Raw genomic sequence first — 19,356 nt, forward strand, 5'->3', positions numbered from 1 at the left:
TTGTGTCTGACCACATTTTTGTGATCGACATCCATCCTGTGGGAGCCCGCCTGCTGGCGATGAACGATGACTCGGTTTACAACCTTACGCTGGCAAACGTCGATTCATTACGCGCCTGACTCAACGCCGACATCGGCCCCGACAGCGGCGACAGCACCATCGCCTGCGGCAACTGCATCATCGCCACCTGCTGGGTGGTGTTGGAGCCAACGCGCTCGTCACGCGGCGGAATGCCGAAGTATTCGCGGTAGCACTTGGAGAAGTGCGGCGTTGAGACGAAACCACACACCGAAGCCACTTCGATGATCGACATCGGCGTCTGCTTGAGCAGTTGCCGGGCACGAATCAAACGCAGCTTGAGGTAGTAACGCGACGGCGAGCAGTGCAGGTATTTCTGGAACAACCGCTCGAGCTGACGACGGGACACGGCGACATACACCGCCAGTTCGTCGAGGTCGATCGGTTCCTCAAGGTTGGCCTCCATCAGCGCGACGATTTCCTGCAGCTTCGGCTGGTTGGTGCCGAGCATGTGCTTGAGCGGCACGCGCTGGTGATCCTGTTCGTTGCGGATGCGCTCATAGACGAACATTTCCGAGATCGCGGCGGACAGTTCACGGCCGTGATCGCGGCTGATCAGGTGAAGCATCATGTCCAGCGGCGCGGTGCCGCCGGAGCTGGTGAAGCGGTTGCGGTCGAGGGTGAACAAGCGAGTACTCATGGCCACGCGCGGGAAAGCTTCCTGCATTGCCGCCAGGCATTCCCAGTGCACGCTGCAATCGAAACCGTCGAGCAGCCCGGCGCAGGCCAAGGCCCAACTGCCGGTGCACACGGCACCCAGACGACGCGACTGACGCGCCTGGCTTTGCAGCCAGGAGACGTGCTCACGGGTCACGGTGCGCTGGATACCGACACCGCCACAGACAATCACGGTGTCCAGCGGGGGCGCTTTGTGCATCGAGGCGTCGGGCGTGATTTGCAGGCCGTCACTGGCCCACACCTGGCCGCCATCGACGGTGAGGGTGCTCCAGCGAAACAGTTCACGACCGGACAACTGATTGGCCATGCGCAGCGGCTCAACCGCAGAGGCCAGGGAAATCAGCGTGAAATTGTCCAGCAGCAGAAAGCCGATGGATTGAGGCGCACGGTTCTGGGGTTGAGCCCCTGAGTTGAACGACGTCATCGCGGTATCTCCTCACACAAAGCGGGTGAAGGCCTCAGGCGGAGGCTCTTGTTTTTGCCAGCGTTCTCGAGTGGGAGACGGGCTTTGTTATGACAGAGCAATTGCCATGCCTAAAATTGAATGGCCATTCAATAACTCCTGAAAACGACATCACGACGCGTCTATATGAGACCTCCGGCGAAGGGTGTTTGGAAGTGCCATCAGCGAGGGGCAAAGCTCTGCTCCGTTGCCTGTGAGCAGATCGGTATCACTTGTGGGAACGGGGCTGCGCGCCGTTCCACAGGAGTGTCACCACAGGCACAGGTGACGGACGGTAGGGTGTGCTGATTGCCTGTTACAGGTGGGAAAGACTCTTATCTGATTGCGACGCGCCAAAAGGTGGCGTGTTTGATTAACCGTGTTCATTTAGCGCGCAGTTTTGACTGGTCTGGCCCAATCGCCGGCAGGTTGGTTTGCACAGGTTTTCTGATCGATACGAATCGACTGTGGTCGCTAGCCTGCTAACGATTGAAGCCACTCGGTTTCAGCACTCAACCGCGCTGACCGCCAACCCACCGCGCGATGTTTCTTTATATTTGTCATGCATGTCGGCACCGGTATCACGCATGGTGCGAATCACCCGGTCCAGCGAGATGAAGTGCTGACCATCGCCACGCAACGCCATTTGCGCGGCGTTGATCGCCTTCACCGCCGCAATCGCATTGCGCTCGATGCACGGCACCTGGACGAGGCCGCCTACCGGATCGCAGGTCAAACCGAGGTTATGTTCCAGGCCGATTTCCGCCGCGTTGCACAACTGCTCAGGCGAAGCGCCAAGAATCTCCGCCAGCCCTGCCGCCGCCATCGCACAGGCCGACCCGACCTCGCCCTGACAACCGACTTCGGCACCGGAAATCGACGCGTTCTTTTTGCACAGAATCCCCACCGCCGCCGCCGCCAGAAAGTAGTCGACCACGTTGGCGTCGGTGACCGCTTCGCTGAACTTCATAAAGTAGTGCAGCACCGCCGGAATGATCCCCGCCGCACCGTTGGTCGGCGCCGTGACCATCCGCCCGCCCGCCGCGTTCTCTTCATTCACGGCAAGGGCGAACAGGTTGACCCACTCCATCGCGCTCAGCGTCGAGCCGATCACGTTGGGCTTGTTCAATTCCTGCAGGCTGCGATGCAACTTCGCCGCACGCCGACGCACATTCAACCCACCAGGCAGGATGCCTTCGTGCTTGAGGCCTTGCTCGACGCAATCTTGCATCGCAAGCCAGAGTTTCATCAGCCCGGCGCGGATTTCCTCTTCGCTGCGCCAGACCTTTTCGTTGGCCATCATCAAGTCGGCGACGCGCAAGTTATGTTGCTTGCACAGCGCCAACAACTCCACGGCACTGGAGAAGTCATAGGGCAGTTCGGTGCGATCCAGATCCACCACACCGCTGCAGGCTTGCGCCTCATCCACGACAAAACCGCCACCGACCGAGTAATAGGTGTCGCGATGCAGGGTAGCGCCATCACCTTCGGCGATCAGCGTCATGGCGTTGGGGTGGAAAGGCAGGTTCTCCTCGATCAGACGCATGTCCCGGGCCCAGACAAAGGGTACCGTCAGACGACCGTCCAGCAAGAGCGTATCGGTTTCGCGTAGCGCCTGGATGCGCGGGCCAATCTGTGCGGGATCGATTGCATCAGGCCATTCGCCCATCAATCCCATGATCACCGCGTTGTCGCTGCCATGGCCGATACCCGTGGCCGACAGCGATCCATAAAGCTGAACTTCGACACGCCGAACGTCATCGAGCAGGGCCTTTTCTCGCAGGCTTTGCACGAACAGAGCAGCGGCGCGCATCGGGCCCACAGTATGGGAACTGGAAGGGCCAATGCCGATTTTAAACAGGTCGAAAACGCTGATTGCCATGGGCGAATATCTCAAGTTCAAACACGTCCCGACACGGCTGCGCCGGGCGGCGCAGCAACTACGCTTGACGCCGGAATTCGCACATCTTCCGGTTTTTGCCGTAAGGTTGACGTCTGACACCGACGTAGTCTTGTCCACTAACGCCGTGTGTCGGTGAGGCTCTATCCACTCGCTTTTTGGTGGCCCAGGGAGCCGTCAATGGGTGGAAAAAAGCTGTAAGCGACGTTACCGACACTAGATGCGACCACGCCTGTACTGGATGCGACCCTACCTGTAGGCGTCCGATATGCACTGGTACATGATCATTTACGACTTGATTGCAAGGCTGCGTGTCAGAACACGTTTCACGCACCTACCGACCGCAACATTCATAAGTGCGGGTATCCCGTCGGAACACCGCCCAAAAAACACTCAGGAGTCCCCCCATGAAAGGTTCCCCCTCGTTGTTGTTGGCCGCCATGCTCAGTCTTCCTCTTCTGGCCCAGGCTTCAGAACCGGAACAATGCAGCACCGTCAACTTCTCCGATGTCGGCTGGACCGATATCACCGTGACAACCGCCACCACCAGCGTCGTACTCGACGCACTGGGGTACAAAACCAAGACCACCATGATTTCCGTACCGGTGACCTACAAGTCCCTGGCCGACGGCAAGAACATGGACATTTTCCTCGGCAACTGGATGCCGACCATGGAAAACGACATCAAGGCCTACCGCGATGCCGGTACCGTGGACGTCGTGCGCACCAACCTCAAGGGCGCCAAATACACCCTCGCCGTGCCGCAAGCCCTGTACGACAAAGGTCTGCATGACTTTGCCGACATCGCCAAATTCAAGAAAGAACTCGACGGCAAGATCTACGGCATCGAGCCAGGCAACGACGGTAACCGTCTGATCCAGAGCATGATCGACAAAAACGCTTTCGGCCTGAAAGACGCCGGCTTCAAAATCGTGGAATCCAGCGAAGCGGGGATGCTGTCGCAGGTCGATCGCGCCCAGAGACGTGACACCGCGGTCGTATTCCTGGGCTGGGCCCCCCACCCGATGAACAAACGCTTCCATATTCAATACCTGACCGGGGGCGATGACTTCTTCGGCCCGGATTTCGGCGCCGCCACCGTGGCCACCAACACCCGCAAGGGCTATGTCGAAGAGTGCAGCAATGTCGGCCAGTTGCTGAAGAACCTGGAGTTCACCGTCGACATGGAAAGTGAGCTGATGGGCAATGTTCTCGATGACAAGATGAAGCCCGAAGCAGCAGCCAAAGCCTGGCTGAAGAAAAATCCACAGATACTCGATACCTGGCTCGCTGGCGTGACCACCATTGACGGTAAACCAGGCCTTGCGGCCGTGAAAGCCAAGCTCGCGCAGTAATCGCCTTATGCCGGGCGAGTGCGCTCGCCCGGACTGTTTATTCCTTGCATGCGGACGTTCACTACCATGCTGATTGATCAGAAAATACCTTTAGGCCAGTACATCGCGGGTTTCGTTGAATGGTTGACCGACCACGGCGCCAATACATTCGACGCAATCGCCGTGACACTGGAAACGATGATCCACGGCGTGACGTTTGCGCTCACCTGGTTCAACCCTTTTGTCTTGATCGGCCTCATCGCCGTACTCGCCCATTTCATCCAGCGCAAATGGGGACTGACTGCTTTTGTGATTGCATCCTTCCTGCTGATCCTCAATCTGGGGTACTGGCAGGAAACCATGGAAACCCTCGCCCAGGTCATGTTCGCGACCCTGGTTTGCGTGGTCATCGGCGTGCCGTTGGGCATCGTCGCCGCGCACAAACCGATGTTCTACACATTGATGCGTCCGGTTCTCGATCTGATGCAGACCGTACCCACCTTCGTTTACCTCATTCCTACCCTGACCCTCTTCGGGCTGGGCGTGGTGCCGGGCCTGATCTCCACGGTGGTGTTCGCCATCGCAGCGCCGATCCGCCTGACTTACCTGGGCATCCGCGATGTCCCGCAAGAACTGATGGACGCCGGCAAAGCCTTCGGCTGCTCGCGTCGCCAACTGCTTTCACGGATTGAACTGCCTCACGCCATGCCGAGCATCGCGGCCGGCATCACCCAGTGCATCATGCTGTCGCTGTCGATGGTGGTGATCGCTGCACTGGTAGGCGCCGACGGACTCGGCAAACCGGTGGTCAACGCACTGAACACTGCTGATATCGCCCTGGGCTTCGAAGCAGGCCTGGCGATCGTACTGCTGGCGATCATGCTCGACCGTATCTGCAAACAGCCCGAAGCCAAAGCAGGGGGTGACGCATGAGCATCATTCGCTTCGAAGACGTCGACGTAATTTTCTCCAAGGACCCGCGCGAGGCACTCAAGCTGCTGGATGAGGGCATGACCCGCAACGAGATCCTGAAAAAGACCGGGCAGATCGTCGGCGTGGAAAAGGCCAGCCTCGACATCAACAAAGGCGAAATCTGCGTGCTGATGGGTCTGTCCGGCTCCGGCAAGTCGAGCCTGCTGCGTTGCATCAACGGCCTCAACACCGTGAGCCGCGGCAAGCTGTTCGTCGAGCACGAAAACCGCCAGATCGATATCGCATCCTGCACCCCCGCCGAACTGAAAATGATGCGTACCAAACGCATCGCCATGGTGTTCCAGAAGTTCGCGCTGATGCCGTGGCTGACGGTTCGCGAGAACATCAGCTTTGGTCTGGAAATGCAGGGCCGACCGGAAAAGGAACGCAGGAAGCTGGTTGACGAGAAGCTCGAACTGGTAGGTCTGGCCCAATGGCGCAACAAAAAGCCTGACGAACTCTCCGGCGGCATGCAGCAGCGCGTCGGCCTTGCTCGTGCACTGGCGATGGACGCCGACATTCTGCTGATGGACGAACCGTTTTCGGCACTCGACCCGCTGATCCGCCAAGGCCTGCAGGATGAACTGCTGGAACTGCAACGCAAGTTGAACAAGACCATCGTCTTCGTCAGCCACGACCTCGACGAGGCGCTGAAACTGGGCAGCCGCATCGCGATCATGAAGGACGGTCGCATCGTCCAGTACAGCGTGCCGGAAGAGATCGTGCTGAACCCGGCGGATGACTATGTGCGTACCTTCGTGGCGCACACCAATCCGCTCAACGTGCTGTGCGGGCGCAGCCTGATGCGCACCCTGGATAACTGCAAACGCATCAACGGTTCGGTGTGCCTGGACCCGGGCGACGACTCGTGGCTGGACCTGGCCGAGGGCAACACCATCAAAGGCGCACGGCAGAACGGCTCGACACTCAACCTGCAGAACTGGGCACCGGGACAAGCGGTTGAAGGGCTGGAGCGCAAACCGACGCTGGTGGACTCCAACATCGGCATGCGTGACGCCTTGCAGATTCGTTATCAGACCGGCAACAAACTGGTGCTGCACGATAACAATCAGGTCGTAGGGATTCTCGGTGACAGCGAGTTGTATCACGCGTTGCTGGGCAAGAACCTGGGGTAGTAATCCCGGACACAAAAACGCCGCGAGAGGATCGCGGCGTTTTTGTTTATCAGGGCGTCAAGTCAAACCGTGTTGTGGCTGATGGCCCTTTTCGCGAGCAAGCCCGCTTCCACAGTTAAAATGCAGGCCAATGTGGGAGCCGGCTTGCTCGCGAAGGATGCGGCGCGGTGCTTTTGAAAGAAACACCGCGCCACTTGCCGTTTAGCTGTACACCCGGCCAAGGAGCTGCCGATGGCTTTCAAACTGATCGAGCACATCCCGCGTGATCTGATCCTGCGTGAAGCCCATCAGGTCGTAATCCTGGCTGCCGCTTTGCAGATACACCTCGGCGCGATAGAAACGCTGACGCGCCTCTTCAGACGCCACCGATTCGGCAGGGGTTGCGAGGTAACCGTCCAGACTCACTTCGTAAACGAAAGGGTTGCTCTCTTCCATTTCGATGCGCACGCCCATGCAGCGCTTGGATTTACCCAGCAGCGTTTGCACTTCCAGCCCCTGAGCACGCATTTGCGCAGCCGCGCTTTCCAGCGCCGGGCTGACTTGCTTGTCCATGAAACGCTGCACCACCGACTGGCTCGGTTGCAGGTCCAGCTGAGTCAAACGCTCGCTGAAACCCCGACGACCACGTTCGGCCAGTTGCGCTTGCTCCTCTTCGATCAGCACGTCCTGACGCATTGCCTTGTGCAGGCCGAACATGAAGAACACCAGCACCACCGAGAACGGCAGACCGGCCAGCACCACCATCGTTTGCATCGCTTCAAAGTTACCGGCGAACAGCAAACCGATGGTCACCAGGGTGATCACCACCGACCAGAAGATCCGCAGCCAGTGGGGCGCATCTTCGTCGACGTTGCCGCCCTTGCAGGACAGGTTGGCCATCATCACCGCGCCAGAGTCGGCCGGGGTCAGGAACAGCACGAAGCCGACGAAGATCGACACACCGATGACAACTTTCGACGCCGGATAGTGCTCAAGCAACTGATAGATCGCCATCGACGGCTGTTCCAGCGCCGTCTTCCCAAGCTCAACCGCCCCATGGTTCATCACCAGATCCAGCGCCGAGTTGCCGAAGATCGACAGCCAGGCCAGCGTGAAGCCCAGCGGAATCAGAAGCACGCCGGCTACCAGTTCACGCACGGTACGCCCACGGGAGATACGCGCGATGAACATGCCTACAAATGGCGCCCAGGAAATCCACCAGGCCCAGTAGAACAGCGTCCACAGGCCCAACCAGCGGTCGGATTTGGCGCTGTCGCCTTCATAGACGTACAGGTCGAACGTCTTCAGCACCGCGCCGTTGAGGTAGTCGCCGATGTTCTGCACAAAGCCGTTGAGCAAGTGCAACGTCGGGCCGAACAGCAGGACGAAAATCAGCAGACCGCTGAACAGCACGATGTTCAGGTTGGACAGACGACGGATACCGTTTTCCACACCGGACACGGCAGCGATCGTCGCCACCGTGCTCATCACGATGATCACGATCAGCAGGTTAGTGTTGCTGTGTTCCATGCCGAACAGGTTTTCAAGGCCCGAAGACACTTGCAGCGAACCAATCCCCAGGTTCGTCACCAGACCCAGCAGGGTCACGAACATGCCGAAGCCGTCCACCGCGTGACCGGCCGCGCCTTTGACCCAACGCTCGCCGACCAGCGGATACAGCGCCGAACGCAGGGCCAGCGGTTGGTTATGACGGTAGGCAAAGTAAGCCACGGCCAAGCCGACCAATGCATAGATCGCCCAGCCGTGCAGGCCCCAGTGCAGGAACGTCAGTTGCACCGCCTGACGCGCCGCCATGTTGGTGGCGGCCACGCCTTCCGGCGGATTGAAGTAGTGATCCAGCGGCTCGGACGCGCCGAAATACAGCAGCGAAATCCCGATACCCGACGAGAACAGCATCCCCGCCCAGGCGCCGTAACTGAAATCCGGGGTGTCGTCCTTGCTGCCCAGTTTGAGTTTTCCGTAGGAGGAGAACGCCAGGCCCACCACAAACACCAGGTAAGCGGCGATCACCACCATGTAGTACCAGCCGAAGCTGCGCGACAACCACTCCTGAGCCACACCCAACAGTCTGCCGGCCTCTTGCGGGGCGATAATCAGAATGGCGGTCAACAACAGAATCAACGCGGTAGAGGTGTAGAACACCCAACCGTTGACCGTCACCTTCTCGGGCGGGGTCTTTATAAGCGAGGCAGAACTCATGGCACAAATGCTCCAGGCAGTGCGAGAGAAGAACACAAGGCAACACGGCACCCGACCAATCGGTTAGTTGGCAGCCGACCGGCGGGTGATATAAAGACACCCCGAAAAAAGCCCGAACCTGCCGAAATGGTGTTGCGAATCGCTTTCGTGGCCGAAAGTCCGGACGTTCATCCGAAACCTGGCCCTGAGCGTCTTGCCCTTTCAACACGTCCATCGAACCGCGAACCGCGCCATGCCCCGCGCAGGTTTCGAGCTTTTTTGGATGTCAGTTTTATCGCCACTTACATGTAGGAAAAATCTGTAGGCAGCGACGAATTGTCGCAGATCTTATTCTTTGTTGATTGAACGTTCAATCAAAACAAAATAGACTGGCCCTCAATCCGATAGGCGTTATTCGCCCGTCGGAAGGCCTAAGGAGATGTGCAAGATGCCCAAGGTCGGTATGCAACCCATCCGCCGCCAACAACTGATCGAAGCCACATTGCAGGCGGTCGATCAGGTCGGAATGGGGGACGCCAGCATTGCGCTGATCGCCCGTTTGGCCGGTGTCTCGAATGGCATCATCAGTCATTACTTTCAGGACAAGAACGGCCTGATTGCCGCCACGATGCGGTATCTGATGAACGTCCTCAGCGAGAACGTCACCGCACGCCGTCAGGCGTTGACAGACAGCAGCCCTCGGGCGCATCTGCAGGTGATCATCGAAGGCAACTTCGACGCCAGCCAGATCAATGGCCCGGCAATGAAAACCTGGCTGGCCTTCTGGGCCACCAGCATGCATCAGCCGTCTTTGCACAGGTTGCAGCGGATCAACGATCACCGTCTGTATTCCAACCTGTGCTGCGAGTTTCGCCGTGTGTTGCCGCTCGAAGAAGCGCGCAGTGCCGCGCGAGGACTGGCAGCGTTGATTGACGGTTTGTGGTTGCGCGGCGCGCTGTCAGGAGACGCTTTCGACACGGCGCAGGCGCAACAGATCGCTTACGAATACATGGATATCCAATTGGCCAAGCAGGTGAGTTAGAGCACACAGAAAACGCTCGGCCCCTGAACTGTCACCGACCAGCGATGCCTCAGTTACATGGCTCACCCGGTGACCAACGCCAACCACCAATGCACTTGCGAGGACACTATGGCCCGTTTCGAACTGCAAAAACTCTACATCGATGGCGCGTATTCCGACGCCGGCAGCGATGCCACCTTCGAAGCCATCAACCCGGCTAACGGCGAAGTTCTCGCACAAGTGCAACGTGCGACCAAGGAAGACGTCGAGCGCGCTGTGGTCAGCGCCGAAAAGGGCCAGAAAATCTGGGCCGCGATGACCGCCATGGAGCGTTCGCGCATCCTGCGTCGTGCCGTCGACATCCTGCGCGAGCGCAACGATGAACTGGCCGCACTGGAAACCCTGGACACTGGTAAAGCCTTCTCCGAAACCAAGTACGTCGACATCGTCACCGGCGCCGACGTGCTGGAATACTACGCAGGCTTGGTACCCGCCATCGAAGGCGAGCAGATCCCGCTGCGTGACACTTCTTTCGTCTACACCCGTCGCGAGCCGCTGGGCGTTGTGGCCGGTATCGGTGCGTGGAACTACCCGATCCAGATCGCGCTGTGGAAATCCGCTCCAGCGCTGGCCGCCGGTAACGCGATGATCTTCAAGCCAAGCGAAGTCACCTCGCTGACGACCCTGAAACTGGCCGAGATCTACACCGAAGCCGGCGTGCCAAACGGTGTGTTCAACGTTCTGACCGGCAGCGGCCGCGAAGTCGGCACCTGGCTGACCGAGCACCCGCGCATCGAGAAAATCTCGTTCACTGGCGGCACTGACACTGGCAAAAAAGTCATGGCCAGCGCTTCGGCATCCTCGCTCAAAGACGTGACCATGGAACTGGGCGGCAAGTCGCCGCTGATCATCTGCGACGACGCCGACCTCGATCGCGCTGCCGACACCGCGATGATGGCCAACTTCTACAGCTCCGGTCAGGTCTGCACCAACGGCACTCGCGTGTTCGTACCGAGCCACCTCAAAGCCGCTTTCGAAGCCAAGATCCTTGAGCGCGTGGCGCGCATCCGCATCGGCAACCCGGAAGACGAAAACACCAACTTCGGCCCGCTGGTCAGCTTCCCGCACATGGAAAGCGTGCTCAGCTACATCGCCAAAGGCAAAGAAGAAGGTGCCCGCGTCCTGTGTGGCGGCGAGCGTCTGACCGACGGCGAATTCGCCAAAGGCGCGTTTGTTGCCCCAACCGTGTTCACCGACTGCACCGACGACATGACCATCGTTCGTGAAGAAATCTTTGGCCCGGTCATGGCGATCCTCTCCTACGAAACCGAAGAAGAAGTGATCCGCCGCGCCAACGACACCGACTTCGGCCTGGCCGCCGGTATCGTCACCAAAGACCTGAACCGCGCTCACCGCGTGATTCATCAACTGGAAGCCGGTATCTGCTGGATCAACGCCTGGGGCGAGTCCGACGCAAAAATGCCGGTGGGCGGTTACAAGCAGTCGGGCGTGGGCCGTGAGAATGGCATCAGCTCGCTGAACAACTTCACTCGCATCAAATCGGTACAGGTCGAGCTGGGCGATTACGTCTCGGTGTTCTAAGACCGAGCCTTGTATTGCTCGCGAGGCCGCCTTCGCGAGCAAACCCGCTCCCACAGGAGCCCCCATTCCAAGGTGGGAGCGGGCTTGCTCGCGAGTCGAGTGCGAAGCACTCGTCAGGCCTGACCTGACCACATCTAAAGAGGGTGCATTCAATGTCCCAAGAATTCGATTACATCATCATCGGTGCCGGTTCGGCCGGTAACACCCTGGCGACCCGTCTGACTGAAGACGAAGGCGTCACCGTTCTGCTGCTCGAAGCGGGCGGCCCGGACTACCGTTTCGACTTCCGTACACAAATGCCCGCCGCTCTGGCATTCCCGCTGCAAGGCCGTCGCTACAACTGGGCGTACGAAACCGATCCAGAGCCACACATGGACGGTCGCCGGATGGAATGCGGTCGCGGCAAAGGCCTCGGCGGTTCTTCGCTGATCAACGGCATGTGCTACATCCGTGGCAACGCGATGGACTACGATGGCTGGTCGAAACTGCCGGGCCTGGAAGACTGGACCTACCTCGACTGCCTGCCGTACTTCCGCAAAGCCGAAACCCGCGACATCGGCCCGAACGATTACCACGGTGGCGAAGGCCCGGTCAGCGTGACCACGCCGAAGGCGGGTAACAACCCGCTGTTCCACGCCATGGTTGAAGCAGGCGTGCAGGCCGGTTACCCGCGCACCGAAGACTTGAACGGTTACCAGCAGGAAGGTTTCGGCCCGATGGACCGCACCGTGACGCCGAACGGCCGTCGTGCTTCCACCGCCCGAGGCTACCTCGACACCGCGAAAAAGCGTTCGACCCTGACCATCGTCACCCACGCCCTGACCGACAAGATCCTGTTCGAAGGCAAGCGTGCCGTTGGTGTGCGTTACCTGGTGGGCGACGCTGAAGAGCGCGTTGAAGCCAAAGCGCGCAAAGAAGTGCTGCTGTGCTCCGGCGCCATCGCATCGCCGCAGATTCTGCAACGTTCCGGCGTCGGCCCGGCGAAACTGCTGGAAAGCCTCGACATCCCGGTCGTACACGATTTGCCGGGCGTGGGCGAGAACCTGCAAGATCACCTGGAGCTGTACCTGCAATACGCTTGCACCCAACCGGTTTCGCTGTACCCCTCGCTGCTCTGGTACAACCAGCCAGCCATCGGCGCCGAATGGCTGTTCAACGGCACCGGCATCGGCGCCAGCAACCAGTTCGAGGCCGGCGGTTTCATCCGTTCGCGTCCGGAATTCGAATGGCCAAACATCCAGTACCACTTCCTGCCGGTCGCCATTAACTACAACGGCAGCAACGGTGTGAAAGAGCACGGTTTCCAGGCGCACATGGGTTCCATGCGTTCGCCAAGCCGTGGTCGCGTTCAGGCCAAGTCGAAAGACCCGCGCCAGCACCCGAGCATCCTGTTCAACTACATGGCCACCGAGCAGGACTGGCAGGAATTCCGTGACGGCATCCGCCTGACCCGCGAAATCATGCAACAGCCGGCACTGGACGCTTTCCGTGGCCGCGAAATCAGCCCCGGCATCGACGTGCAAACCGATGAGCAACTGGACAAGTTCATCCGCGAGCACGCCGAAACCGCGTTCCACCCGTCCTGCTCGTGCAAGATGGGCACCGACGACATGGCGGTCGTGGATGGCGAAGGTCGCGTGCACGGCATGCAGAGCCTGCGTGTGGTCGATGCCTCGATCATGCCGATCATCACCACTGGCAACCTGAACGCGCCGACGATCATGATGGCCGAGAAAATCGCCGACAAGATCCGTGGTCGCAAGCCATTGCCGCGTAGCACCGCCGCCTACTATGTAGCGGGCGATGCGCCGGTTAAGGGCAAGCCGATGCGTGATATCACGCCTGTTGCTCAGTAAGACGTAATATCGAGGCGCGGCCTTCATCGGAACGCCGCCCGGAGACAAGCCCGCTCCCACATCGGACCTGAGTGCTCACAGATTTTGTGTTCACTGGAGACCTACTGTGGGATCGGGCTTGCTCGCGAAGGGGCCCTCACATTCCACGCAAACCCCTCGACTTCAAGTAATTCCTCCTACACCCCCTCGTCACTTGATCCTACCCCCACGCCGGCCTACTCTAGACCTCGCGCAACCGTTTCACCCCCTGCCCCACCGTCGCTGCACCGCAACTCCATAACAAGGAGGTTCCCGAATGTTCGATTTCCACCCCCAGCTCAAGCAGCGCTTCGCTGCCTTGCGCACGGGCGCTGATTTTTTTTCCCTGCGGTATGTTCGCGAATCCGGTCAGCACCTGTCGGTGCGCAAGAACGTTGCCGAACCGCCGAGCCTGAGCCGCGACGAAGGGGCGATGCTCACTGTGCGCGTCAATGGCGTCGAAGCGTATGCGGCGACCAACGACCTGTCGCAACAAGGCCTGCAAGCCGCCCTTGAACGCGCCGAACAGCAAGCCCGGCGGCTCAAGCCCCACGCCTTGCTCGACCTGCGCGATCAACCGGTGTCCAGCGACCGCGCTGATTATTTTTCACCCAATCTCGAACAACCCTTCCCGTCCCTGAGCGACTGCTTTGAGCTGCTCGGCGCGGAGTCCGCCTCGGTGCCAAAGGATGAGCGCCTGGTGAATTGGGAAGTGAGCATCGGCATCACCCACGTCGAGCAGATCTACCTGAGCAGCGCCGGCGCCGAACTGCGCCAGGCCCAGCGTTTCGTCTACCCAAGCCTGGACGTCACCGCCTACGACGGTAACGACAGCCAGACTCGCAGCCTCGGTCGCGAGAACTTCGGCCAACAGGGCGGCGCCGACGTGATCAGCCGTTGCGGGCTGGTCGGCGCCGGCCCACAGGTGGCCGATCAGGCGCTGCAACTGCTGCTCGCACCGAACACCCCGCAAGGCCCGCGTGACCTGCTGCTGATGCCCGACCAGATGATGTTGCAGATCCACGAATCCATCGGCCACCCGCTGGAACTGGATCGCATCCTCGGTGATGAGCGCAATTACGCCGGCACCAGTTTCGTCAAAGCGAGCGACTTCGGCAGCCTGCAATACGGTTCAAAACTGCTCAACGTGACGTTCGATCCGGGCATTCCCGAAGAGCTCGCCAGCTACGGCCATGACGACGACGGCACCCAGGCGAGCAAGCAATTTCTGATTCGCGATGGTCTGTTGCTGCGCCCATTGGGCGGTGCGCTGTCGCAATACCGCGCGGGCCTGGACGGTGTCGCCAACAGCCGCGCCTGCGGCTGGAACCGCGCGCCGATCGACCGTATGGCCAACCTCAACATCGAGCCGGGCGACCAGCCACTTGAGCAAATGATCACGGGCATCGAGCATGGCATTCTGATGAGCACCAACCGTTCGTGGTCGATTGACGATGCGCGCAACAAATTCCAGTTCGGCTGTGAGTGGGGTCAACTGATCGAAAACGGTGAACTCAAAGGCGTGGTGAAAAACCCCAACTACCGGGCGATTTCCGCGCACTTCTGGAAGAGCCTGCGCGCCGTCGGCGACGCCAACACCGTCAAGGTGCTGGGCACGCCGAACTGCGGCAAGGGCGAACCAAACCAGGTCATCCGCGTCGGCCATGCCTCGCCGGCCTGCGTTTTCAGCAACATTGATGTATTTGGGGGAGACGCCTGATGAGCATTTCGAAGAATCAGTCCGACGCCTTCAAGGTGATGGTCAATTGGCTGCGTGACAGCGTGCGCGAACCGGAACAGTTCACCCTCAGCTATGCCGCCGAGTCTTCGGCGTTTGTCCGCTTCAATCACGCCAAGGTGCGTCAGGCCGGGCAAGTGCAACAGGCCAGCATCGGGCTGAAGCTGGTCAATGACGGCCGTCACGCCGACCTGCAAATCACCCTGTCCGGTGATCAGGAAGCCGACCTGCAACGCCTCGCCGAAGGCTTGCAACAACTGCGCGACACCCTGCCGCTGCTGCCGCAGGATCCGTACTTGCTGCTCAACCACAACGGCTGGCAGAGCACGCATGTGCAGGAGCATCCGCTGCCGGACACCGAGCATGTGGTCGAACAAATCTGTGCCGCGGCCGAAGGCCTGGACCTGGTCGGTTTCTATGCCGCCGGCCCCATCAGCCGTGGTTTCGCCAGCTCATCGGGCGCGTTCGGCTGGCACCAGGCGAACAGTTTCAACTTCGACTTCAGCCTGTTCCACGAGAATGGCGAAGCGGTGAAGGCCAGCTACGCCGGGCATGACTGGAGCCGTGAGGGTTTCGCCAAACGCTTTGAGCAGGCACGCGAGCAACTGGCGTTTCTCGGCCGTCCGATACGCACCTTGGCGCCGGGACAGTACCGCGCCTACCTGGCACCGGCCGCGCTGGAAGAAATCATGGGCATGCTCAGTTGGGGCGGGTTCTCCGCGCAGTCGATCGCCAGCAAGAGCAGTCCGCTGCAAAAGCTGTATGTCGGCGATCAGGCGTTCAGTGCGCTGGTGTCACTGGATGAAAAAGTCAGCGACTCGCTGAGCCCGGCGTTTTCCGGCGAAGGTTATCCGCGCAGTGATCTGCGCCTGATTGTCGAGGGCAAGGCGGGTGATCAGTTGGTCGGTTCGCGCAGTGCGGCCGAATACGGTTTGACCGCCAACGGGGCCAGTGGCGGCGAATCGCCGAGTGCACTGAACATGGCGGCGGGTGATCTGCCACAAGCGCAAATCCTCAAGCAGTTGGGCACAGGGCTGTACATCAGCAACCTGTGGTACCTGAACTTCTCGGACCAACCGGCGGCGCGCATGACGGGCATGACACGCTTCGCGACCTTCTGGGTCGAGAACGGCGAGATCCAGGCGCCGGTCAGCACCATGCGTTTCGACGACAGCGCCTACAACCTGCTGGGTTCGCAACTCGAAGCATTGACCGCCGAGCGTGAGTTGCTGCTCTCGTCGAGTACATACAGCCAGCGCAATACCTCGTCGGCGTTGTTGCCGGGGGCGTTGGTGAGCCGTTTGACTTTGACCCTGTAAGACAAAGATCCCCAGAACACTGGAGATCTACGGTGGGAGCGGGCTTGCTCGCGAAGGCGATGTGTCAGTCGATATTGAGGGTGACTGATACACCGCATTCGCGAGCAAGCCCGCTCACACAAAAGCTGGTTTCGCATTAATCCAATTCCAAAGAGGTTCCATGCCCAGCCGCCCGCCTCTCGACGCCATCACCACACGCTGGTTGCCGTGGGTCGTCGCTATCGCTTTCTTCATGCAGTCCCTGGACGGAACCATCCTCAACACCGCGTTGCCGGCCATGGCTCGCGACCTGGCCGAGGACCCGTTACGCATGCAAGGCGTGATCATCGCCTACATGCTCACCGTGGCGCTGTTGATCCCGGCTTCAGGCTGGATCGCCGACCGTTTCGGCACCAAGAAAATCTTCTTCGGCGCGATCTTGCTGTTCAGCTTCGGCTCGCTGCTCTGCGCGGTATCGAGCAGCCTGACCATGCTGGTCGGGGCACGGGTCATTCAGGGTTTGGGCGGCGCGTTGATGCTGCCGGTCGGGCGCTTGGTGGTGCTGCGTGCCTACCCGCGTTCGGAGCTGGTGCGGATCATGGGGTTTATCACCATTCCCGGCCTGCTCGGCCCGCTGATCGGCCCGACCATGGGCGGCTGGATGGTGCAATACCTGACGTGGCACTGGATCTTCCTGATCAACCTGCCGGTCGGCGTCATTGGCTGTTACGCCGTATGGAAGTTCATTCCCGACTTGCGCGGTACTGAGCGAACACGTTTCGATGGCCTGGGTTTCCTCTTGTTCGGCGCGGCGATGATCCTGATCACCATCGCCATGGAAGGCCTGGGCGAACTGCACTTGCCGCACCTGCGGGTGATGTTGCTGCTGTTCGGCGGCATGGCTTGTCTCGCTGCTTATTGGTTGCGCGCAGGCCACATCGAAAACCCCTTGTTCTCGCCATCACTGTTCAAGACCCGCACCTTTGCCGTGGGCATTCTCGGCAATCTGTTCGCGCGATTGGGCAGCGGCGCGCTGCCGTTTCTGGTGCCGTTGCTGCTGCAAGTGGCGCTGGGGTATTCGCCCTCGCAAGCGGGGATGAGCATGCTGCCGCTGGCCGCTGCAGCAATGCTCGCCAAGTGGCTGGCGCGACCGCTGATCGAACGCCTCGGTTATCGCATCGTGCTCACCGGCAACACGCTGGCATTGGGGATCATGCTGGCAAGCATGGGCCTGGTCAGCGAGCAGACCCCTTACTGGCTGCTGCTGTGTCAGTTGTCGATTCTCGGGGCGATCAACTCGCTGCAATTCACCGCGATGAACACCGTGACCCTGATCGACCTCGACGACGCCAGCGCCAGCAGTGGCAACAGCTTGCTGTCGGTGGTCGCGCAATTGTCGTTGAGCCTGGGGGTGGCGTGTGCCGGGGCCTTGCTGGGCGGGTTTACCGCCGAGGCCGGAAATGACGGCGTGGACACCGTTCTGGGGGCGTTCCAGTTGACCTTCGTGACGGTTGGCGTCATGGCGATGCTTGCCGCTACGATCTTCTCGCAACTCTCGAAGGAAACCGGCCGGCGCGCCAAACACCCGGAAGAACACATCGAACATTAATCACTGTTCGTCCAGAACTTTCGAGGAAAGTGGCATGGGGCTGCTACACTGCGCGACATTTTGTTTTGCAGGCCAGTCCCGTGACCACCATCGCCACCGCTTTTAATACTCTGCCGCTGTCCGCCGCCATGCTGGCTAACCTCGAATCACTCGGTTATGCCCAGATGACGCCGATTCAGGCGCAGAGCTTGCCGGTGATCCTCAAAGGGATGGACCTGATCGCCCAGGCCAAGACCGGCAGCGGCAAGACCGCGGCGTTCGGCATCGGCCTGCTCAACCCGATCAACCCGCGCTATTTCGGTTGCCAGGCCCTGGTGATTTGCCCGACGCGCGAGTTGGCCGATCAGGTTGCCAAGGAAATCCGTCGTCTGGCCCGTGCCGAAGACAACATCAAGGTCCTGACCCTGTGCGGCGGCGTGTCGTTCGGCCCGCAGATCGCTTCGCTGGAGCACGGCGCGCACATCATCGTCGGCACCCCGGGGCGCATCCAGCAGCACCTGCGCAAAGGCTCGCTGGTGCTTGACGGTCTGAACACGCTGATCCTCGACGAAGCCGACCGCATGCTCGACATGGGCTTCTACGACGCCATCGAAGACATCATCGTCAAGACCCCGGAGCGCCGTCAGACCCTGCTGTTCTCCGCCACTTACCCGGTGGGCATCAAGCAACTGGCCTCGAAATTCATGCGTGACCCGCAAACGGTCAAAGCCCAAGCGTTCCACGACGACACACAGATCGAGCAACGTTTCTACGAGATTTCCCCGGAAGATCGCATGAGTGCGGTGACCAAAGTCCTGCACCACTTCCGTCCGGCCTCCTGCGTGGCGTTCTGTTTCACCAAGCAGCAGGTGCAGGAAACCGTCGATCACCTGACCGCCAAAGGCATCTCCGCCGTCGGCCTGCACGGTGACCTGGAACAGCGTGATCGTGATCAGGTGCTGGCGATGTTCGCCAACCGCAGCACTTCTGTACTGGTCGCCACCGACGTTGCCGCCCGTGGTCTGGACATCGATGCGCTGGACATGGTGATCAACGTCGAACTGGCCCGCGACTCGGAAATCCACATTCACCGCGTCGGCCGTACCGGTCGTGCGGGCGAGAAAGGCATTGCGATCAGCCTGGTCGCACCGGGCGAAGCGCATCGCGCCCAAGCCATCGAACAATTGCAGAAATCCCCTCTGAACTGGGATCAGGTCGACAACCTCAAGTCCCAGGGCCTCGCCCCGCTGCAGCCGCCGATGACCACCCTGTGCATCGGCGCTGGCCGTAAAGACAAGGTTCGCCCGGGCGACATCCTTGGCGCACTGACCGGCGACGCCGGTATCCCGGGCGCTCAGGTCGGCAAGATCGCGATCTTCGACTTCCAGGCGTATGTGGCCGTTGAACGTACCGTGGCCATGCAGGCCTTGCAGCGTCTGAACGACGGCAAGATCAAGGGCCGTTCGTTGCGCGTGCGCATTTTGTAACCGATCTGCTGCCCGATATTGGTCTTCGGT

At 60.2% G+C, this 19,356-nt stretch carries 13 protein-coding genes; 10 read left to right on the forward strand and 3 right to left on the reverse strand.

Features of this window, described 5'->3' with window-relative positions:
• Positions 1–76: 76 nt before the first annotated feature.
• Positions 77–1,180 (reverse strand): GlxA family transcriptional regulator, encoded by a 1,104-nt coding sequence (locus AACY02_RS00400; RefSeq protein ID WP_221731180.1) that lies wholly within the window; start codon positions 1,178–1,180, stop codon positions 77–79.
• A gap of 523 nt (positions 1,181–1,703) precedes the next feature.
• A complete protein-coding gene (locus tag AACY02_RS00405) occupies positions 1,704–3,080 on the reverse strand; it encodes an L-serine ammonia-lyase (protein WP_339430281.1) in 1,377 nt (458 codons plus the stop codon).
• A 425-nt stretch (positions 3,081–3,505) separates the two neighbouring features.
• Between AACY02_RS00405 and AACY02_RS00410 the strand changes: the two genes are divergently transcribed.
• From AACY02_RS00410 to choV, 3 genes are all read left to right on the forward strand, one after another.
• Positions 3,506–4,453, forward strand: coding sequence for a choline ABC transporter substrate-binding protein (locus tag AACY02_RS00410; RefSeq protein ID WP_339430282.1), 948 nt, complete (start codon positions 3,506–3,508; stop codon positions 4,451–4,453).
• A 66-nt stretch (positions 4,454–4,519) separates the two neighbouring features.
• A complete protein-coding gene (gene choW / locus AACY02_RS00415) occupies positions 4,520–5,365 on the forward strand; it encodes a choline ABC transporter permease subunit (protein ID WP_221731183.1) in 846 nt (281 codons plus the stop codon).
• Positions 5,362–6,540 (forward strand): choline ABC transporter ATP-binding protein, encoded by a 1,179-nt coding sequence (gene choV / locus AACY02_RS00420; protein ID WP_339430283.1) that lies wholly within the window; start codon positions 5,362–5,364, stop codon positions 6,538–6,540. The genes choW and choV overlap by 4 nt, the downstream gene beginning before the upstream one ends.
• 201 nt (positions 6,541–6,741) lie before the next feature.
• On the opposite strand, the gene AACY02_RS00425 is transcribed toward choV, so the two are convergent.
• A complete protein-coding gene (locus AACY02_RS00425) occupies positions 6,742–8,682 on the reverse strand; it encodes a BCCT family transporter (RefSeq protein ID WP_339430496.1) in 1,941 nt (646 codons plus the stop codon).
• A gap of 484 nt (positions 8,683–9,166) precedes the next feature.
• On the opposite strand from AACY02_RS00425, the gene betI reads away from it, so the two are divergent.
• The 7 genes from betI to dbpA all read left to right on the forward strand — a co-directional run bounded on the left by betI (position 9,167) and on the right by dbpA (position 19,326).
• On the forward strand, positions 9,167–9,760 hold the full coding sequence (betI, locus tag AACY02_RS00430; protein WP_339430284.1) for a transcriptional regulator BetI: 594 nt from the start codon (positions 9,167–9,169) through the stop codon (positions 9,758–9,760).
• 108 nt (positions 9,761–9,868) lie between these two features.
• Positions 9,869–11,341, forward strand: coding sequence for a betaine-aldehyde dehydrogenase (gene betB, locus AACY02_RS00435; RefSeq protein WP_339430285.1), 1,473 nt, complete (start codon positions 9,869–9,871; stop codon positions 11,339–11,341).
• A 152-nt stretch (positions 11,342–11,493) separates the two neighbouring features.
• Positions 11,494–13,197, forward strand: coding sequence for a choline dehydrogenase (gene betA / locus AACY02_RS00440; protein WP_339430286.1), 1,704 nt, complete (start codon positions 11,494–11,496; stop codon positions 13,195–13,197).
• Between the two features lie 295 nt (positions 13,198–13,492).
• Entirely contained in the window at positions 13,493–14,935 is a 1,443-nt protein-coding gene (locus tag AACY02_RS00445) for a TldD/PmbA family protein (protein ID WP_339430287.1), read from the forward strand.
• Positions 14,935–16,272 carry a TldD/PmbA family protein gene (locus AACY02_RS00450; protein WP_339430288.1) on the forward strand — a complete coding sequence of 446 codons (1,338 nt, stop codon included), beginning with the start codon at positions 14,935–14,937 and terminating at the stop codon, positions 16,270–16,272. The genes AACY02_RS00445 and AACY02_RS00450 overlap by 1 nt, the downstream gene beginning before the upstream one ends.
• A 160-nt stretch (positions 16,273–16,432) precedes the next feature.
• Positions 16,433–17,860 carry a multidrug transporter subunit MdtD gene (gene mdtD, locus AACY02_RS00455; protein WP_339430289.1) on the forward strand — a complete coding sequence of 476 codons (1,428 nt, stop codon included), beginning with the start codon at positions 16,433–16,435 and terminating at the stop codon, positions 17,858–17,860.
• A 128-nt stretch (positions 17,861–17,988) separates the two neighbouring features.
• Complete coding sequence (gene dbpA / locus AACY02_RS00460; RefSeq protein WP_339430497.1) at positions 17,989–19,326, forward strand: ATP-dependent RNA helicase DbpA; 1,338 nt, start codon at positions 17,989–17,991, stop codon at positions 19,324–19,326.
• Positions 19,327–19,356: the final 30 nt, after the last annotated feature.

Origin of the sequence: Pseudomonas sp. EA_65y_Pfl2_P78 (assembly GCF_963970495.1) — a bacterium.
Lineage (GTDB): Bacteria > Pseudomonadota > Gammaproteobacteria > Pseudomonadales > Pseudomonadaceae > Aquipseudomonas > Aquipseudomonas baetica_A.